The sequence below is a fragment of the Terrihabitans soli genome (assembly GCF_014191545.1).
Lineage (GTDB): Bacteria > Pseudomonadota > Alphaproteobacteria > Rhizobiales > Methylopilaceae > Flaviflagellibacter > Flaviflagellibacter soli.
In genome coordinates this window covers 268,250-292,251 of sequence record NZ_AP023361.1, presented here as the reverse complement: position 1 = coordinate 292,251, position 24,002 = coordinate 268,250, and the positions used below count along the sequence as shown (strand labels likewise).

The 24,002-nt window shown below is 62.9% G+C and carries 30 protein-coding genes; 16 read left to right on the top strand and 14 right to left on the bottom strand.

Annotation, left to right across the window (positions count from 1 at the left end; all coding sequences use genetic code 11):
* Positions 1 to 292 precede the first annotated feature (292 nt).
* Positions 293 to 1,138, bottom strand: a complete 846-nt coding sequence (locus tag IZ6_RS01600; RefSeq protein ID WP_222876285.1) for a DUF3108 domain-containing protein — start codon at positions 1,136 to 1,138, stop codon at positions 293 to 295.
* 351 nt (positions 1,139 to 1,489) lie between these two features.
* Between IZ6_RS01600 and rpmB the strand changes: the two genes are divergently transcribed.
* Entirely contained in the window at positions 1,490 to 1,783 is a 294-nt protein-coding gene (rpmB, locus tag IZ6_RS01595) for a 50S ribosomal protein L28 (protein WP_222876284.1), read from the top strand.
* A gap of 65 nt (positions 1,784 to 1,848) precedes the next feature.
* Positions 1,849 to 2,406, top strand: coding sequence for a queuosine precursor transporter (locus tag IZ6_RS01590; protein WP_222877504.1), 558 nt, complete (start codon positions 1,849 to 1,851; stop codon positions 2,404 to 2,406).
* Here IZ6_RS01590 and IZ6_RS01585 read toward each other — a convergent pair.
* The 4 genes from IZ6_RS01585 to IZ6_RS01570 all read right to left on the bottom strand — a co-directional run bounded on the left by IZ6_RS01585 (position 2,403) and on the right by IZ6_RS01570 (position 6,937).
* Entirely contained in the window at positions 2,403 to 3,380 is a 978-nt protein-coding gene (locus tag IZ6_RS01585) for an esterase-like activity of phytase family protein (RefSeq protein ID WP_222876283.1), read from the bottom strand. The two genes, IZ6_RS01590 and IZ6_RS01585, sit on opposite strands and share 4 nt — an antisense overlap.
* Positions 3,377 to 5,263 carry a cobaltochelatase subunit CobT gene (cobT, locus tag IZ6_RS01580; protein WP_222876282.1) on the bottom strand — a complete coding sequence of 629 codons (1,887 nt, stop codon included), beginning with the start codon at positions 5,261 to 5,263 and terminating at the stop codon, positions 3,377 to 3,379. The genes IZ6_RS01585 and cobT overlap by 4 nt, the downstream gene beginning before the upstream one ends.
* Before the next feature lies 1 nt (position 5,264).
* Positions 5,265 to 6,254: a cobaltochelatase subunit CobS gene (gene cobS / locus IZ6_RS01575; protein ID WP_420825563.1), complete on the bottom strand. Its 990-nt coding sequence runs from the start codon at positions 6,252 to 6,254 to the stop codon at positions 5,265 to 5,267.
* Positions 6,255 to 6,316: 62 nt separating this feature from the next.
* Positions 6,317 to 6,937: a J domain-containing protein gene (locus IZ6_RS01570; protein WP_338054677.1), complete on the bottom strand. Its 621-nt coding sequence runs from the start codon at positions 6,935 to 6,937 to the stop codon at positions 6,317 to 6,319.
* A gap of 126 nt (positions 6,938 to 7,063) precedes the next feature.
* Between IZ6_RS01570 and IZ6_RS01565 the strand changes: the two genes are divergently transcribed.
* Complete coding sequence (locus IZ6_RS01565; protein WP_222876280.1) at positions 7,064 to 7,324, top strand: BolA family protein; 261 nt, start codon at positions 7,064 to 7,066, stop codon at positions 7,322 to 7,324.
* On the opposite strand, the gene IZ6_RS01560 is transcribed toward IZ6_RS01565, so the two are convergent.
* Positions 7,266 to 7,535 (bottom strand): KTSC domain-containing protein, encoded by a 270-nt coding sequence (locus IZ6_RS01560; RefSeq protein WP_222876279.1) that lies wholly within the window; start codon positions 7,533 to 7,535, stop codon positions 7,266 to 7,268. The genes IZ6_RS01565 and IZ6_RS01560 overlap by 59 nt on opposite strands.
* Before the next feature lie 105 nt (positions 7,536 to 7,640).
* On the opposite strand from IZ6_RS01560, the gene IZ6_RS01555 reads away from it, so the two are divergent.
* Positions 7,641 to 7,925, top strand: a complete 285-nt coding sequence (locus IZ6_RS01555; protein WP_222876278.1) for a hypothetical protein — start codon at positions 7,641 to 7,643, stop codon at positions 7,923 to 7,925.
* A 46-nt stretch (positions 7,926 to 7,971) separates the two neighbouring features.
* On the opposite strand, the gene IZ6_RS01550 is transcribed toward IZ6_RS01555, so the two are convergent.
* The 3 genes from IZ6_RS01550 to IZ6_RS01540 all read right to left on the bottom strand — a co-directional run bounded on the left by IZ6_RS01550 (position 7,972) and on the right by IZ6_RS01540 (position 11,215).
* Positions 7,972 to 8,187 (bottom strand): hypothetical protein, encoded by a 216-nt coding sequence (locus tag IZ6_RS01550; protein ID WP_222876277.1) that lies wholly within the window; start codon positions 8,185 to 8,187, stop codon positions 7,972 to 7,974.
* Positions 8,123 to 9,103, bottom strand: a complete 981-nt coding sequence (locus IZ6_RS01545; RefSeq protein ID WP_222876276.1) for a YihY/virulence factor BrkB family protein — start codon at positions 9,101 to 9,103, stop codon at positions 8,123 to 8,125. The genes IZ6_RS01550 and IZ6_RS01545 overlap by 65 nt, the downstream gene beginning before the upstream one ends.
* A 99-nt stretch (positions 9,104 to 9,202) precedes the next feature.
* Positions 9,203 to 11,215, bottom strand: coding sequence for a methyl-accepting chemotaxis protein (locus tag IZ6_RS01540; protein WP_222876275.1), 2,013 nt, complete (start codon positions 11,213 to 11,215; stop codon positions 9,203 to 9,205).
* A gap of 160 nt (positions 11,216 to 11,375) precedes the next feature.
* Here IZ6_RS01540 and IZ6_RS01535 point away from each other — a divergent pair, with 160 nt between their 5' ends.
* From IZ6_RS01535 to IZ6_RS01515, 5 genes are all read left to right on the top strand, one after another.
* Positions 11,376 to 11,879, top strand: a complete 504-nt coding sequence (locus IZ6_RS01535; RefSeq protein WP_222876274.1) for a TspO/MBR family protein — start codon at positions 11,376 to 11,378, stop codon at positions 11,877 to 11,879.
* A 5-nt stretch (positions 11,880 to 11,884) separates the two neighbouring features.
* The gene (locus IZ6_RS01530) at positions 11,885 to 12,073 is read left to right on the top strand and encodes a twin transmembrane helix small protein (RefSeq protein ID WP_222876273.1); all 189 of its coding nucleotides are present in this window, start codon (positions 11,885 to 11,887) and stop codon (positions 12,071 to 12,073) included.
* Between the two features lie 121 nt (positions 12,074 to 12,194).
* Entirely contained in the window at positions 12,195 to 12,791 is a 597-nt protein-coding gene (locus tag IZ6_RS01525; RefSeq protein ID WP_222876272.1) for an acyloxyacyl hydrolase, read from the top strand.
* 38 nt (positions 12,792 to 12,829) lie between these two features.
* The gene (locus tag IZ6_RS01520; protein ID WP_222876271.1) at positions 12,830 to 13,567 is read left to right on the top strand and encodes a rhomboid family intramembrane serine protease; all 738 of its coding nucleotides are present in this window, start codon (positions 12,830 to 12,832) and stop codon (positions 13,565 to 13,567) included.
* A 65-nt stretch (positions 13,568 to 13,632) separates the two neighbouring features.
* Positions 13,633 to 14,511, top strand: a complete 879-nt coding sequence (locus IZ6_RS01515; protein ID WP_222876270.1) for a 3-hydroxybutyryl-CoA dehydrogenase — start codon at positions 13,633 to 13,635, stop codon at positions 14,509 to 14,511.
* A gap of 86 nt (positions 14,512 to 14,597) precedes the next feature.
* Here the strand turns inward: IZ6_RS01515 and IZ6_RS01510 are convergent, their stop codons facing one another.
* Positions 14,598 to 14,846, bottom strand: coding sequence for a BrnA antitoxin family protein (locus tag IZ6_RS01510; protein ID WP_222876269.1), 249 nt, complete (start codon positions 14,844 to 14,846; stop codon positions 14,598 to 14,600).
* Positions 14,847 to 15,019: 173 nt separating this feature from the next.
* On the opposite strand from IZ6_RS01510, the gene IZ6_RS01505 reads away from it, so the two are divergent.
* From IZ6_RS01505 to IZ6_RS01495, 3 genes are all read left to right on the top strand, one after another.
* A complete protein-coding gene (locus IZ6_RS01505; RefSeq protein ID WP_222876268.1) occupies positions 15,020 to 15,226 on the top strand; it encodes a hypothetical protein in 207 nt (68 codons plus the stop codon).
* A 61-nt stretch (positions 15,227 to 15,287) separates the two neighbouring features.
* Positions 15,288 to 15,485 (top strand): hypothetical protein, encoded by a 198-nt coding sequence (locus IZ6_RS01500; protein WP_222876267.1) that lies wholly within the window; start codon positions 15,288 to 15,290, stop codon positions 15,483 to 15,485.
* Between the two features lies 1 nt (position 15,486).
* Complete coding sequence (locus IZ6_RS01495) at positions 15,487 to 15,756, top strand: hypothetical protein (protein WP_222876266.1); 270 nt, start codon at positions 15,487 to 15,489, stop codon at positions 15,754 to 15,756.
* A gap of 3 nt (positions 15,757 to 15,759) precedes the next feature.
* On the opposite strand, the gene tlpA is transcribed toward IZ6_RS01495, so the two are convergent.
* On the bottom strand, positions 15,760 to 16,410 hold the full coding sequence (gene tlpA / locus IZ6_RS01490; RefSeq protein ID WP_222876265.1) for a thiol:disulfide interchange protein TlpA: 651 nt from the start codon (positions 16,408 to 16,410) through the stop codon (positions 15,760 to 15,762).
* Between the two features lie 41 nt (positions 16,411 to 16,451).
* Here tlpA and argH point away from each other — a divergent pair, with 41 nt between their 5' ends.
* The 4 genes from argH to IZ6_RS01470 all read left to right on the top strand — a co-directional run bounded on the left by argH (position 16,452) and on the right by IZ6_RS01470 (position 22,153).
* Positions 16,452 to 17,843, top strand: coding sequence for an argininosuccinate lyase (gene argH / locus IZ6_RS01485; protein ID WP_222876264.1), 1,392 nt, complete (start codon positions 16,452 to 16,454; stop codon positions 17,841 to 17,843).
* Between the two features lie 75 nt (positions 17,844 to 17,918).
* Positions 17,919 to 18,227, top strand: coding sequence for an LPS translocon maturation chaperone LptM (gene lptM, locus IZ6_RS01480; RefSeq protein WP_222876263.1), 309 nt, complete (start codon positions 17,919 to 17,921; stop codon positions 18,225 to 18,227).
* A gap of 15 nt (positions 18,228 to 18,242) precedes the next feature.
* Positions 18,243 to 19,502 (top strand): diaminopimelate decarboxylase, encoded by a 1,260-nt coding sequence (gene lysA, locus IZ6_RS01475; protein WP_222876262.1) that lies wholly within the window; start codon positions 18,243 to 18,245, stop codon positions 19,500 to 19,502.
* Between the two features lie 107 nt (positions 19,503 to 19,609).
* Positions 19,610 to 22,153, top strand: a complete 2,544-nt coding sequence (locus IZ6_RS01470) for a TIGR02302 family protein (RefSeq protein WP_225873966.1) — start codon at positions 19,610 to 19,612, stop codon at positions 22,151 to 22,153.
* Here the strand turns inward: IZ6_RS01470 and IZ6_RS01465 are convergent.
* Genes IZ6_RS01465 through IZ6_RS01455 form a run of 3 tightly spaced genes read right to left on the bottom strand, consistent with a single transcriptional unit; the run spans position 22,150 to position 23,920 of the window.
* The gene (locus tag IZ6_RS01465; RefSeq protein WP_222876261.1) at positions 22,150 to 22,521 is read right to left on the bottom strand and encodes a response regulator; all 372 of its coding nucleotides are present in this window, start codon (positions 22,519 to 22,521) and stop codon (positions 22,150 to 22,152) included. The genes IZ6_RS01470 and IZ6_RS01465 overlap by 4 nt on opposite strands.
* Positions 22,521 to 23,084, bottom strand: a complete 564-nt coding sequence (gene hpt, locus IZ6_RS01460) for a hypoxanthine phosphoribosyltransferase (RefSeq protein WP_222876260.1) — start codon at positions 23,082 to 23,084, stop codon at positions 22,521 to 22,523. Before hpt ends, IZ6_RS01465 begins: the two co-directional genes overlap by 1 nt.
* Entirely contained in the window at positions 23,081 to 23,920 is an 840-nt protein-coding gene (locus tag IZ6_RS01455) for a zinc-ribbon domain-containing protein (protein WP_222876259.1), read from the bottom strand. Before IZ6_RS01455 ends, hpt begins: the two co-directional genes overlap by 4 nt.
* Between the last annotated feature and the right edge of the window lie 82 nt (positions 23,921 to 24,002).

Here is a 24,002-nt window from a genome sequence, read left to right as displayed (position 1 = left end):
TTACCACAGATTGGCGCGGCCCGCCGCCGTTTTCCTTAACACCGGTTATGCGGGAACACGCGCCGAACAAACCCGGCCCGAATCGCTGACTCGGACAGAATCCCGGTTCGTTCCTCGCGGTGTGCCGGACTGTGCCGTTAACGTTCGGCCAGATGGGGAACAGAGCCTGACCGAATCGGCCCATGGCCGATGTTCCTGTTCTGCCCCCGCAAGATCATGTGCCCGGCGCCAAGGCGGCTACATGATGCTGAATCGGCTTTCAGCGGTTTTGTGGAAAACTCGAAGAACGCGGTTAACGCGGTGTCCCGGTTTCGGACACAGCCGGGGCGACAGCACGGGCATCGGCCTGTTTGGTCGGCGCGGCGGTGGAGCCTGAGGTCTCGGCCGCGGCCGTCTTGAACTCGGTCGCCTGCAGAATGAGCGTGCCGACCTTGGTCGACATGGAGACCCGCCAGGGGGCCAGCATGTTCGTCCCCTCGACCGGGGCGAGCCACGCCTCAATGGTGCGGTTCTGCTCCATGAACTGGACCGAGCTTTTCGGCCGGTGGCCGGAAATCGCCTTATAGGTCGCCCGGCAGACGACGGCGGGGCCGGCATAGCCCTTATCCGTCTTCACCATCTCGATCCTGAGATAGGACATCTTGATATCGAAGCGCTCGGTGCCCTCGAAAATGGGCAGGTTCCGGTCGCAATTGCTGGGCTCCGCCGGTCCGTTCTTGCTGATGACCGGCATGAACAGCGCCGAAATCGGGTCAATGACGTTTTTGCGGTGTTCCTGGGTGATCGGAATGCGGTCCGGCCGGTAGGGGATCGGCGGGGTCACCGTTTCCTGGCGCACCCGGCCCCGCGACAAAGCGAGGCGGATTTTGCGGGTTTCCTCGCTGTCGGAGGTGTCCATCGCGGAGCTGACCGGCCACAGCATATTGGCCTGCACGACACCGGCCGATTTGCCGCTCATCTTGAAGCCGGTGCCGGTGGCCGAGAAATCGACCGTATAGCGGCCCTTTTCGGGGATCGTCGCCTTCAGATTGCCGGTCGCGAAGGTCAGCGGCAGGATGGCCAGGCGGACCGTGTAGCGGGCGTTGAATTCGGTGTCGCCGGCCTGCGCCGCACCGGCAAAAAGGGGTGCGCTGAGCACAGCAAGGACCCCGCCCAATCGCCCCAAGCGGCGGGCGCCGGAAACCTGGGTCCGGGTCGGCTTCACCTCAAACTGCCTCTCGACACGCCGAAAAACCGGCGATTCATATTCACTTTAGAATGGGGCAGGATTGGTTCTCCGTCGAGACGGGCCAAAGCGATTAGCCCGGGGCGTTGCCGCCGGGACTCACCTGCCGTCCGGGGGATACCCTTTTCCTTGACCTTTGGGGCGCTTGGAGCCTATACACCCCGACCTTCGAGCGGTTTGCTCGTGGGCCATCCTTCTTTTCCGAAAGATAGTGACGGCTCCGGCCTGCTCGTCCCGCAATTCTAGAGTTTTATGGAGCCTGCGATGTCGCGGCGCTGCGAACTGACCGGTAAGTCCGTCCTCGTTGGCCACCTGGTCAGCCATTCGAACCGCAAGACCAAGACGCGGTTCCTGCCGAACCTGCTCAAGGTGACGCTCCTGTCCGACGCGCTCGGCCAGTCGGTGCGCCTGCGCATTTCCGCCAACGCCCTGCGCTCGGTCGAGCATCGCGGCGGCCTCGACGCGTTTCTTCTGAAATCTTCGGAAGCGGACCTGTCGCAGAAGGCCAAGGAACTGCGCCGCAAGATCCGCAAGGCCGGCGAGTCCGCGGCCGCCTGAGAGGCGCCGTGACCACCTCCCGCATCCGCTTCGAGGCGAAAGACCTCGTTCTGCCAATCCTCGCGATGACGGGCGTCGTCGCGCTGTCGAATTTCGCCGTCCAGTATCCGATCCAGGCTTTCGGCCTTGCGGATTACCTGACCTGGGGCGCGCTGACCTATCCGGTCGCCTTCCTCGTCAACGATCTGACGAACCGCCGCTTCGGCCCCAAGATGACGCGCCGCGTCGTCTATGCCGGTTTTGCCATCGCCGTCGTTCTGTCCATCGTTCTTGCGACGCCGCGCATCGCACTCGCTTCGGGCACGGCCTTCATGGTCGGCCAGCTTCTCGACGTCACCGTGTTCAACTGGCTGCGCCGTCAGACCTGGTGGCGTGCGCCGCTTGCCGGCAGCCTTCTCGGTTCGGCGCTCGACACGATCATCTTCTTCACGCTCGCTTTTGCCGGCGATCTTTCGATGTCCGATCCCGTCACTTACGCGGGCGGCATCACCGTGCCGCTCTGGATGGGCCTCGGCTTCTTCGATTTCTGCGTGAAGGTCGCGATGGCGCTGCTGCTGCTCGTGCCCTATGGCGCGCTGATGAGCATTATCCGCCCGTTCGAGACGGCGCGCGCGGGTCGCTAATCCGCGATTCCGAACTGCAGCAAAATCGTTCGCTGCCTCTGGCTGAAATTATCGTCCGACATCAGCGTAATCACGCTCGCCCCGTCCGCGGCTTTATGAGCGGACACGGCTTCCATATTGTCGATCTGGTCCGCCGGGAAAAAGCCCTCGAGCAGAACCTCGCCGTCGAGCAGCGCGCCCTCGGTAATTGAGCTTTGCACAATACGGCGCAGCCTTGTGCTGAGCGAGAACGGCGGCACATAGCGCCGTTCCAGCACGATCAGATCGCCGCCCGGAAGAAAGGCCAGATCGGTCACCGCGTAATTGTCGCGGCGCTTCAAAGTCAGAGGTCTGATCTTCTTCTTGGTGCGGCCGGGCAGAAGAAAACCGAGATGATCGCCCTTCGCGTCATAGGCTTCCTCGGTGACGATCAATAGCGTGTCCTTTTCCGCGCCGCCCGGCACAAGGGCGAGGCCTTCAATGCCGCCATTCGACGGAAAACTCTTTGCCTCGCGCGGAACAGTGACGCCTGTGCCTTTGGCCGCGCTCACGCCTTTCGATAAATCGTAGCGCAGCACCTGATGCACACGCTCGATGCCGGCAAAGGCGGTGTTACCGGAAACCTCCAGCGATTCCACATCCGCGCCGCCGCCGCGCAGCGCTTTGCCATTTGCGTTGAGCATCGGCGCAAGCTCGGCGCCCTCAAGCGCTAGCGGCTTTGCGCCGTCATAGGTGAGCTTGCCGGTGAGCCATTGGCCGCGATCGGTGACGGCGACGAGCTTTCCATCGGCAGCCAGGCGCACGCCGGATATGCCGCCGAAATCCTTGTTGTCGGATGTCAGCACCAGCCCGCCGCGGAAGGTCAGCGCGCCAAAGACATTCTGACCGGGATTTGCGGCAGAGAAATAGGAAAGCGGCTGAGCTTTGACAGCGATGGGTTCGGCGGCCGCGGGCGCGGCCAGCAGCGCAAAGAATACAAAAGCCGCGCGATTCATGCGCGGGCGCGCGTCTTTCCGGATTTTGCGCCCGAGTCTTCCTCGAAGAGTTCGGCGAGCTTTTCCGTCATCGCACCGCCGAGCTCTTCCGCATCCACAATCGTCACCGCGCGGCGATAATAGCGCGTCACGTCATGGCCGATGCCAATGGCGACGAGTTCGACCGGCGAGCGGTTTTCGATCTTGTCGATCACCGCGCGCAGATGCCGTTCAAGATAGTTGCCAGCATTGACCGACAGAGTTGAGTCATCGACCGGCGCGCCGTCGGAAATCATCATCAATATGCGCCGGTTTTCCGGGCGGCCGAGCAGCCGGTCATGCGCCCATTCGAGCGCTTCGCCGTCGATGTTTTCCTTGAGCAGACCTTCGCGCATCATCAGTCCGAGATTTTTCCGGGCGCGGCGCCAGGGTGCATCGGCAGACTTGTAGATAATGTGACGCAGATCGTTGAGCCGTCCGGGATTGGGCGGCTTGCCGGCTTGCAGCCAGGCTTCGCGCGAGGCGCCACCCTTCCAGGCGCGCGTCGTAAAGCCCAGAATCTCGACCTTCACACCGCAGCGCTCGAGCGTGCGGGCGAGGATGTCGGCGCAGGTTGCGGCCACGGTGATGGGACGTCCGCGCATCGAGCCGGAATTGTCGAGCAGAAGCGTGACGACCGTATCGCGGAAATCGGTGTCGCGCTCACGCATGAAAGACAGCGGCTGCATCGGATCGGTGATGACGCGCGACAGGCGCGCCGGATCGAGCATGCCCTCTTCGAGATCGAACTCCCAGGCGCGGTTCTGCTGCGCCAGAAGACGCCGCTGCAGACGGTTGGCGAGACGGCCGACAACGCCCTGAAGATTGGTCAGCTGCTTGTCGAGATAGGATCTGAGACGAGCCAGTTCTTCCGGCTCGCACAGATCTTCCGCGTTCAGCATCTCATCGAATTTGTTCGTATAGGCGCGATAATCGAAGCCACGGCTTTCGCTGTTGGAAAGCGAACGGCGCGGCGGCTCGGTGATGTCTTTTGCATCTTCCGCATCGGCCTCGTCCGGCATTTCCGACGGCGGCGCATCGGCCTTTTCCATCTCGCCGAAGTCGGGTTCGTCATCGGAGGCTTCCGCTTCCGTCGACTGCATGCCCTCCGACTCGTCGTCGCCGCGCTCGCCGCCCTCTTCCTGACCGGGATCCTGGTCCGAGTCGGGGTCCTGATCATCCGACAGATCGTCGTCGAGATAGCCCGCGAGCTCATCGCCCATTTCGAGCTGGCTCAGCATTTCGTGGATCGTGCGTGCGAACGCCTTCTGATCGTTCAGAAGAAGATCGAGCCGTTCGAGATTTTTGCCGGCGCGTTCCTCGATCCAGGGGCGCCACAAATCGACGACCTTCTTTGCGCTCGGCGGCGGCTCAAGACCGGTGAGACGCTGGCGCACCATCAGCGCAAGCGCATCTTCGATCGGCGCTTCCTCGCGATCGGCAATGTCCGTGTAACTGGCTTTGGTGTAGCGCTCGTCGAGCATCGCCGTGAGATTTTGCGCAACGCCCGTCATGCGGCGCGCGCCGATGGCTTCGCAGCGCGCCTGTTCGACGGCTTCAAACACCGCCTTTGCATCGGTGCTTTTCGGCAGAAGATGCGAATGAACCTTCGGATCGTGGCAGGCAAGTTTCAGTGCCAGCGCATCGGCCTGGCCGCGCAGGATCGCCGCGTCTTTTTTCGACATGCGGCGCGGCGGCTCGGGCAAACGCGCTGCGCCCGCAACAAGCTGGGCGCGCTCGGATGCGAATGTGATGTCGAGCTCCGGCTTGCCCGAAATCGCGCGCAGCGTTCCGGACACCGCGCGCTTTAAGGGCTCGCTCGGCGGTTCCTTATTCGGTTTGCCGGGGCCGGTATTGGAGATCATCTCAGCTCAGCGCGACGTTGACCGCGCTTTCCGGCAGATCCTGGCCGAAGCAGCGCTGGTAGAACTCGGCCACCAGAGCACGTTCGAGCTCGTCGCATTTGTTGAGGAAGGTCAGCCGGAACGCAAAACCGATATCGCCGAAAATGTCCGAATTCTCGGACCAGGTGATAACGGTACGCGGGCTCATCACGGTCGACAGATCGCCATTGATGAACGCCGAACGCGTCAGATCGGCAACGCGCACCATTTTCGAGACGAGGTCGCGGCCTTCGGGCTTGCCTTTCAGATGCGGCGATTTCGCGAGAACGATATCCACTTCGCTGTCGTGCGGCAGATAGTTGAGCGTGGTCACGATCGACCAGCGGTCCATCTGGCCCTGATTGATCTGCTGCGTGCCGTGATAAAGGCCCGACGTGTCGCCGAGGCCGATCGTATTGGCGGTGGCGAACAGACGGAACGCCGGATGCGGACGGATGACGCGCTTCTGATCGAGCAGTGTCAGGCGGCCCGAGACTTCCAGCACGCGCTGGATCACGAACATCACGTCCGGACGGCCAGCATCGTATTCGTCGAAGACGAGGGCGATATTGTTCTGCAGCGCCCAAGGCAGCATGCCGTCCTTGAATTCGGTGACCTGGAAGCCGTCCTTCATGACGATCGCGTCCTTGCCGACGAGATCGATGCGCGAGACATGGCTGTCGAGGTTGATGCGCACGCACGGCCAGTTGAGGCGCGCGGCGACCTGTTCGATATGCGTGGATTTGCCGGTGCCGTGATAGCCCGAGACCATCACGCGGCGGTTCTTGGCAAAGCCGGCAAGGATCGCAAGCGTCGTTGTCCTGTCGAACAGATAATCCGGATCGATATCCGGAACATGCTCGTCGACTTCCGAATAGGCCGGCACTTCCATATCGGAATCGATGCCGAACACCTGACGCACGGACACTTTCATATCCGGGAGGCCGGACGCCTTCTCAGCTGCAACTGCCATTGAACTCATTCTCCTGGGAACCGCGGGCGAAACCGCAGTGACACCCCGCACGGGCGGCGGCCTCAGCAGAGACCGGCTTGTTTCAGGTAATTATACGCCTGGATGACGGCGCGCAATTTGTCCTCTGTGCCGCGGTCCCCGCCATTGGCATCGGGATGCAGCCGTTTCACCAGCGTTTTGAACCTCGTCTTGATCTCCTCGGCCGTGGCCGTCTCCTCGACCCCGAGCTCCTGAAGTGCGTTCAACTCGACCTTTTTCAGGGTGCGGGACGCCTTCTGGGGCTCCGCGGGGCGGCCCGGTTCCTTGCCGAACAGATTATAGGGGTCGGCGAAGTTCCAGTTGGCGTAGCGCGGATGGGTCGAATGCGGCCGGGCCGAGCCCTGCTTGTTCACGCCCATGGTCCAGGTCGGCCGGTGGCCGGTCAGGCTGTCCTTCTGCCAGGCCTGGATCTGATCATCGTCCATGTTCCGGAAGTAATTATAGGACTGGTTGTACTCCCGGACATGCTGTACGCAGAAGTTGAAATACTGGCCTTCCCGGTCCCGGCCCTTGGGAGCCTTGAACTCGCCCTTTTGGGCGCAGCCGGGATGGTCGCAGCCGCCCGGGATCGCCTTAGCCTCTGCTTGAGAAGGCTTTTTGGCGGCGCGGATACCGTCGAACCAGGGCGAGTCGAGTTTCATCATTCGATTATGAGCGCGCCGTCCGGCCCCGACAAGCGAAGCTGGCCGCGTATCTTAGTCTCGGTTGAAGGGGTTGACGTCGAGTTCCTATATGGGTGCAAAGGCCCAAAACTGCGAGAGCTTTCAGGCATGGATTTCAAAGCGAGGATCGAGACCAAATTGAGGGCGGCCTTCGATCCGGCACGTCTTGAGGTCATCGACGAGAGCCAGAACCATGCCGGCCATGGCGGCTGGCAGGAGGGCGGCCAGACCCATTTCCGGGTTCGGATCGCCTCGGCGGCCTTTGCCGGCAAGAGCCGGGTCGAGACCCATCGGGCGATCAATCAGGTCCTCAGTGCGGAGCTCGCCGAGCGGGTGCATGCCCTGGCGATCGAAGCTCAGGGGGCGTGAAGGCCGGACCCACGCCCCAGCGGCGGAACGGGTAGCGGTCCTTGATCCTTGAGTTGAAGAACCGGCCCTTGGAGGGTGCCCGCCGGAACTCCTCATGGATCTCCGGTTCGACCCCGATATAGGTGTAGGTATGGCCCGAACCGACAAAAGTAACGTCGAGTTCACGATCTGAGGCCAAATAGGCGATACGTCCGATGGCGGTGGACGGCATGGCGATCTCTCCCAAGATCCCGGCGCCCCCGTGACATTAACGCTCATCAGGACTCATGAGTTTCCGTCTTGGAGTAGCCTTTATCGCGATGAATAGTTCCGCCCCATGAACGAACGCTATCCCTTCGGCACTTTCCGGACGCTCAAGCTTCCGGCCTGGCAGGTCGCCATTATCGGCGCGCTGGCGGCCGCGCTCGTCGTATCGCTGGCGGTATTTTCCTTCGCCGTTTTCCTGTTCGCCTTCCCGGCGATTCTGGCGATCGACTGGTTCTACCGCTGGCGGCGCGGCAAGACGCGCCCCAACGTTCCGCAGCCCGGACCGCGCGAGACCGTCATTACGACGGATTACGAAGTCCTGCCGCCAGATCCGGCCAATGAGGAACGTCGCTGAACCCGGCAACAGCCGGTTCAGTCCGAACGCCGCTAATCATCGCTGATTATTTCGGAGTAACCGGCGGCGCCGCTTCGGTCGCCGGAACGCCCGTGCCCGGACCCGGCGGATCCTCGACGCTCGTCGACATGAAATAGAACAGCGACAGGACTGCGAGCGAAAGGCCGACGATCAGCACCCACAGAACCGGCGTGCCTTTAGGACCCTGCCTTGTTTCGTTTGCTGTTTCGACGAGCGGGCCGTCCCGATCCTGATGTGTCACGCGCTGTCTCCTCTTTTGAGGAAACAACGTCTTCTTTCCCTGCTTGTTCCTCGGCTTCGGAAGCCTCACGCGCTTCGCGGGTTCTGCGGCGCGTCGCCAGAACCGCATTCAGCTCGCCGCCGAGAATGAAGGCGACGGAGTTGATGTAGAGGAAGAAAATGACGGCCATAATCGAGCCGAGGCCGGCATAGGTCGACGCATAGTTCGCCCAGCGCGACAGCCAGTAGCCGAACACCGCGGCACCGACGAGCCACAGCAGCATGGTCAGGAACGTGCCCGGCAGCGTCGCAAGAACCGGGATGCGCTGTGGCGGCAGCCACAAATGGGCGAGCATCAGCCCGCCCATGAGGAAAAGACTGGTCGAGATGTAGCGGAAGGCGAGCGCATTCCAGGTCGCAGCGCCGAGATCGGGGATATAGGCCGTGGCCGTGTTCCAGATCGGACCCCACAGCACGACGGCGAAGGCGAGCAGGAACATGCCGACCGCGCCCAGCAGCATGAAGCCGATGCTCTGCAGGCGGGTCCAATACCACCACCTCATATCCGGCACGCCATAGGCGCGCACGAGCGCGACCCGCATCGCCTCCACCGCCGAGGACGAGGTCCAGAGCAAAAGCACGACACCGACGGTCAGAAGGTCGAGGCGGCGGCCGGTGAGAACGCGGGTGATCTCGCCGGCGAGCGGCCCCGACAAAGCCGGCGGCCAGCCTTCGAAGGCAAGACTCACCACCTGGGCGGCAATTTCATCGGTGCCGATCAGCGAGGCGATCGAGGTGACGACGATCAAAAAGGGGAAGAGAGCCAAAAGGACCGACAGGGCCACATGGCTCGAAATCGCCCAGGCGTCATGGGCGGCGAACCGCACATAGACGTCGTAACAGATGGCCCAAAGGGATTTCAGGCGGCCGAGAGCCAAGTCGAGACCTCGCGATACCAAAACGGACGGACGCGAAAAGCGCCCGTCCGTTCAGAATTCAGATAGCCGCCCCGGAGGTTCGAGGCGAGTAATTTTTAATCAGGCGGCCTGGACGCCCTTGAGGAAGTCGCGGACCGCCTCTTCGAGCTGGCCGGCTTCGCGCGACAGGCCGGAGGCGAGTTCGGCCACATCGTCAGCCACCGCACGGGCACTTTCCGCCGCGCCTTCGACCGATTCCATGGCCTCGGCGCCGGACTGGGCCTCGCCCGAAGCGCGGGCGACGTTGCCGGCGATCGAGCGGACCGCTGCGTTCTGCTCCTCGACCGCGCCGGCAACCGCGGCGGCGATCTGGGACATTTCCTCGATGATGTTCGACACGCGTTCCATGGCGACGCCGGCTTCGCCGGACGCTTCCTGGATGGCGCCGATCTGGCGTGCGATTTCTTCCGTCGCGTTCGCCGTCTGCGATGCAAGGCTCTTCACTTCCTGGGCGACGACCGCAAAGCCCTTGCCGGCTTCGCCGGCGCGCGCGGCTTCGATCGTGGCGTTCAGCGCGAGCAAATTGGTCTGCGCGGCGATCGCCTGGATGAGGTTCACGACTTCGCCGATGCGCGTTGCGGCGCCGGCGAGCGAGGACATGGTCTGAACCGTCTTGTTGGCTTCGGTGACGGCGCGCGAGGACACTTCCGTCGACTTCGAGGCCTGCTGATCGATCTCCTGGATCGACAAAGCGAGTTCTTCGGCGCCGCCCGCGGCCGCGGTGACGTTGGCGGACGCGCTGGAGGCGGCGGTGCCGGCCTGACGCGCTTCTTCGGAGACTTTGCTCGACGCATCGACAAGGCCTGCGGCGGTACCTTCGAGCTGGGTTGCGGCTGCACGTACGCCGGCGATCGCCGAGTCGGCGCGCGCTTCAAAGCCGCGCACCAGTTCTTCAACCGCGCGAGCCCGCGCTTCGCGCTGCGTCTGCGCGGCGGCCTGCTCATTGGCAAGACGTTCGCGTTCGATCGCATTGTCGCGGAAGACGAGGACGGCGCGCGCCATCGCGGCGAGTTCGTCACGGCCGCTGGAATCGACCTTGATCTGCGTATCGCCGTCAGCAAGGCGGCGCATCGCATCGGTGAGCTGGCCGATCGGGCGCGTCACCGCGCGGCCGATGAGGAAGCCCATCGTGGAGCAGAGAAGAACCGCGACCGCGATGATGCCGAGCGCAATCATATTGGTCTGCTGTTCAGCGGCGTGACGCTGCTCGACGGTTGCCGTGCGGCCATCGCGCGCGAAAGCAAGAAGCGAGGATGTGTTGAGCGAAACGGTTTCGAGCACGTCGCCGGTCACGAGCGCGGCGGACGCCTGCTCGGCTTTGGCAGCGCGCCATTCCTTGAAGAGGATCTGATACGCTTCGATCGCCGTGACGAGTTCGTCCTTCTTGGCTTCGTCGAGCAGGCTGCCCTTGATCTGTTCGATCAGCAGCGCGGTTTTAGCGGTGAAGGCATCGGCCAGCGCAGCGCTGCCGGTGATCATGAAGCTCTTCTGGTCCTTCAGCGCTTCCTGCGCGGTCTTGGAGATCGCATAGCTCTCTTCGCCGAGCGTATTGAGTTCCTGATCGAGCTTGACGTCGAGTTCATCGCCGGTCGAGGCAAGACGCGCATCGACGCCGGGCGTCTTGCTGGTGCCGAGCACGCCCTGGGCTTTGACAATGCGCGCAAACGCATCGGAGGTCTGGGTCAGACCGTCCGCCAAAGTCGCCACATTGGCGAGGAGATTTTCGTCATCGGTATTCTCGCGGATCGCCTCGATGGCGCGCGTTGCTTCCTTGGCGGCCTGCTCGAAGGAACGCTTGCCGCTGTCGGAGGCCTTCAGGCGGAATTCGGCAACGGACGAGGCCATGGTGGCCAGCTGGCCGCGGAAGCGCTCGACCTCTGAGGCGATTTCGGAATAGCGGTCGGCGCGCTCGACGGCTTCAGTGACATTGCGCTGGCCGACGAAATAGGTTGCAGCCGTAATCAGGAGCGCGGTCAGCGGGGCAATCGACAGCAGCGCGATGCGCACGCGGACGGAGGTCAGCGCCGCCGGAACCCGCACCGACAGCAATGCATTGCGCAAACGAGACAGCATCTATTCCCCCAAGGCCCCGAAATATGTGCAGGTTTAGCCCTGCTTCATGAGGATGAAAGTAGGTGCTTTGACTTAACAGGAGGTTGCTGGTCGCCTCGGAAACCGTTCATTTTTCAAGGAATCCTCGCTAACCCCATTCATCTATCGTGGAATTAAAAACATGAATGTTACCAAGAGTTTCCGTGTGGCGAGATTGCGCTCCCCGCTCGCTTTGCTGCTCAGCTTTCTGATCTGCTTTCTTGCCGCCCGGCTCGGCTCGATCGCAACCGTTCCGGGTCTCGGTTGGTACGAAACACTCGCCAAACCGGGTTTCACACCGCCCAATTGGGCCTTTCCGGTCGCTTGGACGATCCTGTTCGCACTGATGGCAATCTCGCTCTGGCGGGTCGTTGCCGCATCGGGCGGCTGGATCGCCGGCAACCGTGCGCTGATCCCCTTCGCCATCCAGCTCTGCCTGAACGTCGTCTGGTCGTTTGCCTTCTTCGGTCATCAGAGCCCGGCGGCCGGCTTTGCCGTGATCGTCCTTCTTATTCCCGCGATCGTCTGGACGATCCTCGCCTTTCGCCGGAAGGACGCGCTCGCGGCCTGGCTGCTTGCGCCCTATCTTGTTTGGGTGACTTATGCGGCCATCCTCAATGCCGCGATCTGGCGGCTGAACGCGTGAGCCACATGGATCTGTCTAAAATCTTTGTCATTGTCGCCATTGCAGCGGTGGCGATCGTCCTTCTGCTGGGTCTCATCAACATGATGAAAGGCGGCTCGCCGAGCCGCTCGCAGAACCTGATGCGCTGGCGCGTACTGCTTCAGGCTGTAGCCATCGGCGTTATCATGCTCGCGTTGTGGACGATGGGCCGATAACGTGGCCGGAATGCCACAAGTGCAAAGCGATAGCGTGCAGTTTTGCACATGCGTACAGACTCCCGTTTATTTGCGCTTTGAGCGCTGCTTAAATTCCTCCCGACAAGGGGCCGGGGGCCAGATGCGGATCAGTACCCATATATTCGCGGCCATTCCGGCCGCCGCTTTGCTGTGCGGTGCAGCGCATGCAGCCGATCTCGTGGCGCCATCGCCCGCGGCCGAGGCTTATGTCGCCGAACCCGCCTATTCCTGGCGCGTCCTCGATGAGGTCCGCGGCGGCATCTACGCTTATGGCGTCGACGATCCGCCGGAGGGTCAGTCGGTCAGCGTCAATCTCGAACTTCTCACCAGCCGCCTGCCGATCGGCGGACAGGCCTGGTTTGTGCCGCGCCTTCATGTCGGCGCGACCATCAACACGGACGACGCTCCGAGCCACGGCTATGCCGGCCTCACCTGGACGGTCGATGTCCTGGACAAGGTGTTCGTCGAAGCAACCTTCGGCGGCGGCGTCCATGACGGGGACACCGGCGCGGACGCGCCCGTTGGGGAAAGCGCGCTCGGCTGCAGCGTGCTGTTCCGCGAGAGCGCCTCTCTCGGCTTCCGCTTCAACGAGAACTGGAGCGTCATCGGTACGGTCGAGCATTTGTCGAATGCCGGTCTGTGCGATGCCAATCGCGGCATCACCGAAGCCGGCGCCCGCATCGGCTATCGGTTCTGAGCAGCCGCACGCGGTTCAGAACCGCGTAAGCATCTGAGATGGTCTTCGTCCCTTTCAGCGATGACAATCCGCGTCTTGTCATCCGCACGCCATACGTTTCGTGGGGGCTGATCGCGCTGAACGCCTTGATCTTCTGCGCGATGCGTTTCGGGCTCTCCTCCGACACCAATCTCGATATCACGATCGGCTACGGCATGATCCCGGCGCTGTTGTTCGGCGATGCCGCTTTGCCGGACGATATTTCCGGCGCGCCGGCCTGGGCGACACTCTTCACATCGCTTTTTTTACACGGCGACCCGATCCATCTGATCGGCAATCTGCTCTTCATCTTCGTCTTTGCCGACAATATCGAAGACTCGATGGGGCATTGGCGCTTCATCGTCTTCTATTTGCTGTGCGGCGCGGCCGGCGGGCTCGCACACGCGTTTGCAATGCCCGCATCGGAGGCGCCGCTGATCGGCGCCTCAAGTTCAATTGCCGGTGTGATCGCCGCTTATCTCTTGCTGCATCCGCGCGTGAAAGTCTGGATCATGCTGTTCGCGCGCATACCGCTGCGGCTCACCGCCGTCTGGATTATCGCGATATGGATCCTCGTCCAGGGTGCGAGCCTCTGGACCGGGATCGACGAGGCGACCGGCTGGTGGGCACATCTCGGCGGCTTTGTGGCCGGTGGCCTGCTCATTGCGCTGTTCAAACGGACCGATGTGCCGTGGTTTGGCCGGGCTCCTAAAACCATCTCGGCCAAAACCATCGCACCGCCGACGCTTCCGCGTTGACCCACCGGGACCGTATGACTACGGTCCCCCTCCGCTCGTGAGGCGGCTGTTCCGGACCAAGTGTAATGGCTGAGATCAGGACCGTAGGCGTAATCGGTGCCGGCCAGATGGGCGCGGGCATTGCGCATGTGTGTGCGCTTGCGGGCTATGACGTTCTTCTCAACGATGTCGACGACGAAAAGATCGCAGCCGCGCTTGAAGCGGTTTCTGCCAATACGGCAAAACAAGCGGCAAAAGGCACGATCTCCGAAAGAGACCGCAGCGCTGCGCTCGCGCGCATCAAGCCTGCGAAAGACTTGAGCGATCTCGCACCGTCCGATCTTGTTATCGAAACGGCGACGGAAAGCGAAGAGGTCAAACAAGATCTGCTTCGCGCGCTGTGTCCGCACTTGAAGCCGGGCGCGATCATCGCATCGAATTCGTCATCGATCCCGATCACGCGCCTTGCGTCGGCGACCGACCGGCCCGAACAATTCATCGGCATTCACTTCATGAATCCGGTGCCGCTGATGCAGCTCGTCGAGCTTGTGCGCGGCATTGCCACCGGCGAGCCGACCTTTGAGGCGGTGAAGACATTTGTCGGAAAAATCGGCAAGACCGCGACTGTCGCCGAAGATTTTCCGGCCTTCATCGTCAATCGCATCCTGATGTCGACGATCAATGAAGCGATCTACACGCTTTACGAGGGCGTCGGTACGGTCGACAGCATCGATACCGCGATGCGCCTCGGCGCCAATCATCCGATGGGGCCTCTGCAACTTGCAGACTTTATCGGACTAGATACATGCCTTTCGATCATGCAGGTACTGCATGATGGGCTCGCCGATCCGAAATACCGGCCCTGCCCGCTGCTCGTGAAATATGTCGAAGCAGGCTGGCTCGGGCGCAAGGCGCAGCGCGGCTTCTACGACTATCGCGGCGAGAAGCCTGTCCCGACGCGCTAAAGGCGAAAAGAAAATCCCGGACAACGCAGCGGCGTTGCCCGGGATTTTTCATTGAGGCGAACGCTCGGGTCCGCCATCAGTATGAATTAGCCGCGCTTCAGCATGTGCTTGCGCAGGACGCTGTTGATCTCGGTCTGATACTTGTCGGCCTGCTTCTTGAACCAGGACACGACATCGGAGTCGAGGCGGATCGTCACAGACTGCTTGACCGGCTTGAAGAGAGACGAGAGGCCGCCCTTCTTGGCGCTTACGCGCTTGGTGGCCTTCTTCTTGGCGGCCGGACGCTTTGCCTTCGGCGCCTTGCGTGCAGTCTTCTTGGCGGGTTTACGAGCCATTGGGGTTTCCCTTTTTTCGGATTAACCGGGCCTCTTCTAGTAAGTACATACCGGAATGCAAGCTTTTTTTGCCCGGCGGAGCAAATTTAGTCGTAACGAATTGTTGACTCTGGGAAATTTTGTGCGGGAGCTTCGCCCGATAGTGCGGCATTGTTGCACTAAAGGACTATGCCGTGAACCCAGTTGCAGCCGACGCTTCCGCCTCCGCGATCCTTGAAGGGTATCGCAGAGCCATGGCGCGCTCAGAGTCGATCGCCGCGCAAGAACCGCGCGACACATCACTCACGCTCACTGAAATTGTCGAAAATGCGACGGAGCATGCTCAGGGTCTTGCGCCGCGGCTCGCCGGAACCGGTGAGCGCATAGACCGCAAGGTCTGATTTATCAACGTAAATTAACCCTCGCTTTACACGCAGCAGCGAGACTCCCGTCCGGAGTTAAATGATGGATTCGTCCGCCCTCGCAACGACCCTTGTTTCCATGCAGGCCGCCGGACGCGCCCAGCAGTTCTCGCTGCTTGCCGTGAAGAACGCCAATGAGATGGCACAGGTCGCCGCCAATCTGCTGACGCAGGCAGCGGAAGCGGGCAAGGCTCTGCTGGCGGAAGGTGTCGGCGGCAACGTCGACAAGGTGGCCTGACATGCCCTTCGGCGTCGCCAAGAACGGCATGCGGATGTATGTCCCGACCTGGCAGATGAACCCGGGCGCCGCGATGAAGGCCGCCAACAAGGCCGCCGCCGACAGCTACTACGCCAACGCTTCTGCCCTCGGCGGTAATTTCTTTTCGGCCATGGGCGATCAGACATCCGGCATGATGGAGATCACCACCAAGATCACCACAGCGCGCCTGCAGGCCGATTTCTCTAAAAAGCTCGCCCAGGCCAAAGCCGGACTCGACGTCACGATCTGACGTTCAGCGCCCGATCGCAGCGCGGATCATTTTCTTCGCATCCTCGCTTGCCCAATGGGCCGGCCCCGGCAGATAGCCGATCTCGCATCCCTCTTTGTCGATCAACAGCGTCGTCGGCAGACCGACCGCCCGCCCCACGAGCTTCAGATCCTGAAAGAGCTTGCCCGAGGCGTCCTGGAAGAAGCCGAGCTTTGCGATCTTCAGCTCGTTGAGGAAGGCTTTGGCCTTGTCCGGCTGCTGGGTGTCGATCGACACCGCCACGACCTGAAAGTCCGGCCCGCCAAGCTCGCCCTGAAGGGAGTCGAGCGCCGGCATTTCCTCACGGCAGGGCGCGCACCAGGTCGCCCACATGTTCACAAGCAGCGTCTTTCCGGCAAAATCCTTCAGACTCAGCGACTTGCCGCTGGCGTCCTTGAAGCCGAGCTCGGGCAGTTTGCGCGGCCGGTCAGGCACCAGCACCGCCGCCACCTCGCCACGGGCCAGCGGCTTCAGCCGGTCGGTCATCGTGCGGTCGGCCGAACAAAATTGGGCGCCGTCATTGCCGAGGCCGCCCTTTATCAGGTACACCCCCACAATACCGGCAAAAGCGCCAAAAATCGCAAAAATCGCCAATTTCCGGGGGACGGAGGCAGGTTTTTTAGTGTTTTCTGGCATTTTTGGCGAAAACCGCCCAGGGCGACAGTGAAGGGGTGATTATGAGCAACAAGATGTGGGGCGGTCGCTTTGCCGAAGGCCCCGATGCCGCGCTCGAGGCCATCAATGCCTCGATCGATTTCGACCGGCGCTTCTATGCTCAGGATATCCGCGGCTCGCAAGCCCATGTCGCCATGCTGGCCGATAACGGCATCGTCTCGAAGGATGACGCCCGGGCCATTTCCGAGGGCCTCGGCAAGGTCCTGGACGAGATCGAAGGCGGCACATTCACATTTTCGCGGGCGCTCGAAGACATCCACCTCAACATCGAGTCCCGCCTTGCCGAGATCATCGGCCCTGCCGCCGGACGCCTGCACACCGCCCGCTCGCGCAACGATCAGGTCGCGACCGATTTCCGTCTCTATGTCCGCGATGCGGTCGATGCGCTCGATGAGCAGCTCGCCGGCTTGCAGGCGGCTCTCGCCGAAAAGGCGCTGACGCATTCCGCCACCGTGATGCCCGGCTTCACTCATCTGCAGAGCGCCCAGCCGGTCACCTTCGGCCATCATCTCCTCGCTTATGTCGAAATGCTCGGGCGCGACCGCGGCCGCTTTACCGATGCGCGGAACCGCATGAACGAAAACCCGCTTGGCGCCGCGGCGCTCGCCGGCACCGGCTTTCCGATCGACCGCTTCGCCACAGCCAAAGCGCTCGATTTCGCGCGGCCGATGGCCAATTCGCTCGATGCCGTTTCGGCGCGCGATTTCGTGCTCGAAGTTCTGGCCGCCGCCGCAATCGCCTCGACCCATCTGTCGCGGCTTGCCGAAGAGATCGTCATCTGGACGACGCCGCAATTCGGCTTCGTGAAGCTGTCGGACAAGTTCACGACCGGCTCCTCGATCATGCCGCAAAAGCGCAATCCCGATGCCGCCGAGCTCGTACGCGGCAAGACCGGGCGCGTCATCGGCGCGCTGGTCGGCCTTCTCACCGTCATCAAGGGCCTGCCGCTCGCCTATTCGAAGGACATGCAGGAAGACAAGGAGGGCACCTTCGACGCGCTCGACACACTCTCTGTGTGCCTTGCCGCCATGACCGGCATGGTGCGCGACATGGAGCCCAATTCGAAAGTCATGCGCAAAGCGGCCGGCGCCGGCTATGCCACCGCGACCGATCTTGCCGACTGGCTGGTGCGTGAGCTGAAGCTGCCCTTCCGCGAGGCCCATCACGTCACCGGCCGCATCGTCGCCCGGGCCTCCGAACAGGGCATCGCCCTCGAAAAGCTCAGGCTCGAGGACCTCACCGCCATCGAGCCGAAAATTACCGATCAGGTGTTTTCGGTTCTCGGCGTCGAAAAATCCGTCCGCAGCCGCACCTCCTACGGAGGCACCGCCCCGCCGAACGTCCGAAAGCAGGCGAGGGGATGGCTCAAAAAGCTGGGAAAGGGCGTGGCGTGACAGCACTTGCGCAAAGCCGCCTGTTCCCCGAAAGTGCGGCCCGATGAACGCGCCTTTCGCTCCGGAGACTCAGCCGTGAACCGCCGCACCCTGATCATGGGCGCGGTGCTGACGGCCGTGCTCGTTACGATGGCCGGCTGCGGCCGCAGAGGCCCGCTCGAAGCGCCTGTCGGCGCCAGCGTCGCACCCAAGCCCGCCGCCTCCGACCGCATGATCGCGCCGATGGCCCAGGCGACGACGCCCGATAGCAGCCTTGACGACCCGGCGCAGTTTGCGAACCCCGGCACGCGTTCCGGCCAGACCGATCAGGTCAAGGTCGAAGCCCCGCCGGTCGATCCGAACAAACCCGACAAACCCTTCTTCCTCGACTCTCTCGTGAAGTGAGCCGGACGGCTCCCCATGCATCACTTCGCTTATCGTGACGGCGTCCTTCATGCCGAGGATGTCAGCCTAGCCGTACTCGCGGACGAGGTCGGCACGCCTGCTTACGTCTATTCGACGGCAACGCTCGATCGGCACTTTCGCGTCTTCTCGGAGGCTTTCGCCGGCATGGATGCGCTCGTCTGCTATGCGATGAAGGCGAACTCCAATCAGTCGGTGCTGAAGACTTTGGCCAAGCTCGGCTCGGGCATGGATGTCGTCTCGGGCGGTGAGCTTCTGCGCGCGCTGACGGCGGGCGTTCCCGGCAGCCGCATCACCTTCTCCGGCGTCGGCAAGACGGCGGACGAGATCGAGGATGCGCTCGAAGCCGATATTCTCTGCTTCAACGTCGAATCCGAACCCGAGCTTGAGCTTCTCTCGGAGATCGCCGCCGCGCGTGGTGCAACGGCGCGCGTTTCGCTGCGCGTCAATCCGGATGTCGATGCGAAGACGCACGCCAAGATCTCGACCGGCAAATCGGAAAACAAATTCGGCATTCCGTTCGAGCGCGCCCGCGCCGTCTACGCGGAAGCCGCAAAACTGCCCGGCATCAAGGTGACCGGCGTCGACATGCATATCGGCAGCCAGATCACCGAAGTCGGGCCGTTCGATGCGGCGTTCACGCTGCTCGCGGAACTTGTCCATACGCTGCGCCAGGACGGCCACGAGATCGATCACGTCGATGTCGGCGGCGGGCTCGGCATTCCCTATCGCCTCGACAACGAACCGCCGCCGCTGCCGGACGCTTATGCCGAGGTGGTGCGACGCCATATCGGCCCGCTGAAGGTCAAGCTCGTGCTCGAACCGGGCCGCCTGATCGCCGGCAATGCCGGCATTCTGCTGACGCGCGTTCTTTACGTGAAGACCGGCGGCGCAAAAACCTTCATCGTCGTCGATGCGGGCATGAACGATCTCATCCGCCCGACCCTCTATGACGCCCATCACGATATCTGGCCGGTCCACGAGACAAAGGCCGAGCATGTGACGGCCGATATTGTCGGCCCGGTCTGCGAGACGGGCGATTATCTGGCGCTCGGCCGTTCCATCGCAACGCCGCAGCCGGGCGATCTTCTGGCGGTGATGACCGCCGGCGCCTATGGCGCTACCCAGGCCTCGACCTACAACACCCGCGCTCTCGTGGCTGAAGTGCTGGTGAAGGGGCGGGATATGGCCGTGGTCCGGCCCCGGCTCGATCCCGACGCCATTATCGCCATGGACACCCCCGCCCCCTGGCTGTGACGCGCTCTCCGACCCGGATCGGGGCTATGTGACGTTCACAACTGCGCCATGCCCCTCGCACGCCGCAATCTCAGTGCTAAGCTCATGACGATGGAGACGGTTTTCCCGTGACCGGCCGTACCGGTCCCGCCCCCACCCCAAAACCGGAAGGCACACGCTTTCTGGACGATGTGGTGCGCCGCGCCCAGGCTGCTCTGCTCTGGGAAGGCATCTGGCCGCCTCTCGCCGCGACAGGCGTCGTCCTTCTTGTTTTCCTGACCCTGTCCTGGCTCGGCCTTTTCGTCGAACTTCCGCCCCTCCTGCGCGTCGTCGCGGTGTTCCTGTTCGGCGCCGGCCTCTTCGCGACGCTCTTCCCGCTGGTCAAACTCGCCCTTCCCGAACGCCGGGAGGCGCTCGCCCGCATCGACCGCGAAAGCGCCGCCCGTCACCGGCCGGCGACCGCCCTCACCGACCCGCTCGCCAACACATCCGACGACAGCGTCACGCGTGCGCTGTGGGCTGCGCACCGCAATCGCGTTCAGCGCGACGCCGAGGATTTGCGCGCCGGCTATGCCGCCCCGCATCTCGCCGAGCGCGATCCGCGCGCGCTGCGCTTCCTGGCTATCCTCCTTGCCTTCGTTGCTTTCGTTTCCGCCGGCGAAGACCGCGGCACGCGCACGCTTTCTGCCTTCGACTGGCGCTCACCCGCAGGCGGCGTGCCGCCGCGCCTCGACGCCTGGATCGCCCCGCCGCCCTATACTGGGCGGCCGCCGGTTTTCCTGACGCAGACGCGGCCGGAAGACGGCGCCGCCGCACTTGAGGACAATGAGGCAGACACCGTCCATACGGTTCCTTTCGGGAGCGTCCTCGTCGTCCGTACCTCCGGCGGTGAAGCCGACATCATGGCGCCGGGCGCCCGCCTTCTGAAAGCCGACGAGAAAGCGCCGACAGCACCGGGCGCGCCGCGCTCGACTCCGGGCGAGGGCGTCAGCGAACGCCGCTTCGTTCTGGAGCGCGACACCACCGTCACGGTCGATCCGGCGGGCGGCGAAGACCGCATCTGGCGCTTTACCGTTCTGGCCGACGCGCCGCCGCAGATCGCTTTCCGCGCGCCGCCGCGCACCAATCAGAACGGCGCGCTCGTTCTCGACTACAACATGGAAGACGACTACGGCGTCGCCAATGCGCGGGCGCTCGTCACACGTCGCGACGTATCGAAAACGATCGATCATGCGCCGCGGCCGCTTTACGGCCCGCCCGAGATCAAGCTTGCGCTGCCGCAGGGCCGTGCGCGTTCGGGCGATGCTCTGACCAATCTCGATCTTGTCGAACATCCCTGGGCGGGAACGCCGGTCGCGATGACGCTTCTTGCGCGCGACGAGCCGGGACAGGAAGGCCGCTCGGAAGCTCTCGACACCGTTCTGCCGGCGCGCCGCTTCACCCAGCCGCTCGCCCGCGCGCTGATCGAACAGCGGCGCCATCTCGCGCTCGATGCCGAACGCAGAGCCGATGTTCTGAACGCGCTCGATGCGCTGTCACTCTATCCCGACCGCTTCACCACCGATGCCGGCGCCTATCTTGGCCTCCGCACCGCGCACTCGCGCCTCTTCTACGCGAGCTCGGACGACGATATGCGCGGGGTTGTCGACTATCTGTGGGAAATCGCAATTACGCTTGAAGACGGCGATCTTCCGGGCCTGCAGAGCGAATTGAAACAGGCCGAGCAGAATCTGCGCGATGCGCTGGAACGCAACGCCTCGGACGAAGAGATCAAGAAGCTGATGGACGAGCTGCGCGCGGCGCTCGGCAAGTTCATGGAGGAGATGGCGCGCCGCATGCAGCAGCAGCCCGGCATGCAGGCGCAGCTGCCGCCCGGCGCAAAACTTCTGACGCCCGACGATCTGAAGCGCATGCTCGACCGCATGGAAGATCTCGCCCGCGGCGGCAACAAGCAGGCCGCGCAGAACCTTCTGTCCGAACTGCGCGAGATGCTGAACAATCTGCAGACGGCGCAGCCCGGCGGCGAAATGGACGAAGGTTCGGAAGCCGCCGCCAAAGCGCTCGATGAACTCGGCAAGATGATCCGCGAGCAGAGCGAACTACGCGACAAGACCTTCCGCCAGCGCCAGCCCGGCCAGCAGGAACCGGGAAATAAAGCCGATGGAAGCAATCCCTCGCAGCTCGGCGACCTTGGCAAGGAGCAGGGCGGGCTGAAATCGCGGCTCGAAGAATTGCTGAAAGAGCTCGAAGGCAAGGGCCTCGAAGGCGATCCGTCGCTCGGCGATGCCGGCGAGGAAATGGGCGCCGCCGAAGGCCATCTCGGCAAGGGCGATGCGAACCGCGCCTTCAATGCGCAGGGTCGCGCGCTGGAAGCTCTGCGCAAGGGCGCGCAGGGCATGGCCGACAAGATGATGCAGGGCCAGCAAGGCCAGGGTCAGGGACAAGCAGGCCAGCCCGGCTCGCGCGGCCAGCCCTCGGCCCAGGAAGACACCGATCCGCTCGGCCGGCCGACGCGCGCCCGCCGCTACGATCCGGGGTCCAATGTACGTATTCCCGGTGAGATCGAGGCGCAGCGCGCCCGCCGTGTTCTGGAAGAACTGCGCCGCCGCATCGGCGATCCGTCACGCCCGCAGCTCGAACTCGATTATCTGGAACGCCTGCTGCGCGACTAAGCGGCTTTGCGTGCCGCGATCGCCCCGGTCACCGCATCGCGCAGCTGCGTCAGGCTGAACGGCTTCGTCACCACATCGTGGATCAGAGCTTCCAGATCGACGGTGCGCTCGCGCTGATCGGCAAAGCCGGTCATGAGCAGGATCGTCATATCCGGCACATCGCGCGCCGCCTGCAAAGCCAGCGCAATGCCGTCCATCAGCGGCATGCGGATATCCGACAGCATGAGATCGAAATTCTCGCAGGCGAGAACATCGAGCGCCTCGGCGCCGTCGCCCGCCATTTTCACATAATGCCCATCCAGAGTGAGCGCGCGTTCAACAAAACCGCGGATCGACTCTTCGTCATCGACGACCAGAATACGTGCCATCAAAGCCTCCCCGGATCATCTGAAGGTTTGGAACTCGAATGCTCGACAACGCCGACAAAAGGCAGCTCGCGGAACGAATGCGCGACATCCATGCCATAGCCGACAACGAACAGATCGGGACAGTCGAAGCCGACATAATCCGCCTCGAAATTCACCGCGCGCTTGTTCTTCTTGTCCAGAAGAACACAGGTGCGCACGTTTTTGGCGCCGCGCGCCATCAGAAGGTCTTTCGCAAAAGCCAAAGTGCGGCCCGACTCCAAAATATCGTCGATCAGCATCACGTCGCGGCCTTTCACATCCGAGTCGATATCGCGGACGATATCGACCTGCCCCGAAGATGTGGTTCCCTTCCGGTAGCTCGACAGCTGGATGAACTCGATCTGCGGCGACATGCCGGCATGATGCAGCGCGCGGATCAGATCGGCGGCGAACACGAAACTGCCGCGCAGCACCGCGACGACAAGAAGGTTTTCGAACTTGGTCGCCGCGATCTCGCCCGCAAGCGCGGTATTGCGCTTGGCGATATCCTCGACACCGAAAAGAACTCCGACCTTATGCTTCATTGCACCGCCACAGTCTGTCTTCCGTCGCGCTGGCTGACGAAGCGCACGGCGATTTCGCGTCCTTCCGCCGGCGGCGAGGCAAGCTGGGCCAGAAAGGGCAGGCTCTCCCCGGCATTCAGCTCCGGCTTTGCCGGCACCGCCGTCCAGACGAAGATTTCACGGCCCGATATTCCGCGCACAGCAAGGCGAAGACGGGGCACGGCGACTTTATCCTCGGTTACGTTCTCGATCGTGCCGCGCACGATAAGCTGCGGAATGCCGTCATCCGTCGTCTCGACCGTTTCCATATCGCGGAATTCGAGACCCCTCAGATTGACCGGCAACCCGACCAGGGAATAAAGCCCCGCGAGATCGGGGACATAAGAGACCACGGTGTCGCGCCAGATGCCGGCGCCGAAGATAAAGGCAAGACCGAGCGCCGAGGCGAAGGCGAGGCGGCTCGGATGCGCAAGCGCGAGCGCGCTGCGCGGCGCCGTTCCCCGGCCGCGGCGCCGGGATTTGGACGGCGCAGGTTCGGCGGCGGCCGACGACTCCACATCCTCGATATATTCGATCTCGTCCGCCTCTGCGGTCGCGTCGTCGTCGCCGATCATGGCGTCGAATGTGATGTCCCTGGAGGGCGCCGCCATATCTTCGGGGCCGAGCATAGGCTCGGCTTCGTGCGCGTCGGGCGCCTCGTCTATAGAATCGAATGAGATTTCGTCGGGATCGGCCTCCGGCGGCTCGGCGCGCCAGATCGAGCCGCATGAGGTACAACGCACCTTGCGGCCGGTCGGGCCGAGATCGGCCGGCTCGACCTCATAGGAGGTCGTGCAATCGGGACAAATGATAAGCATGCTTGCCGCGAATCACCTTGCCCATGAAACCATTGCGCGGCATCCGCGCCGCACCGCCCATCCCGCCCCACCAGAGTTAATT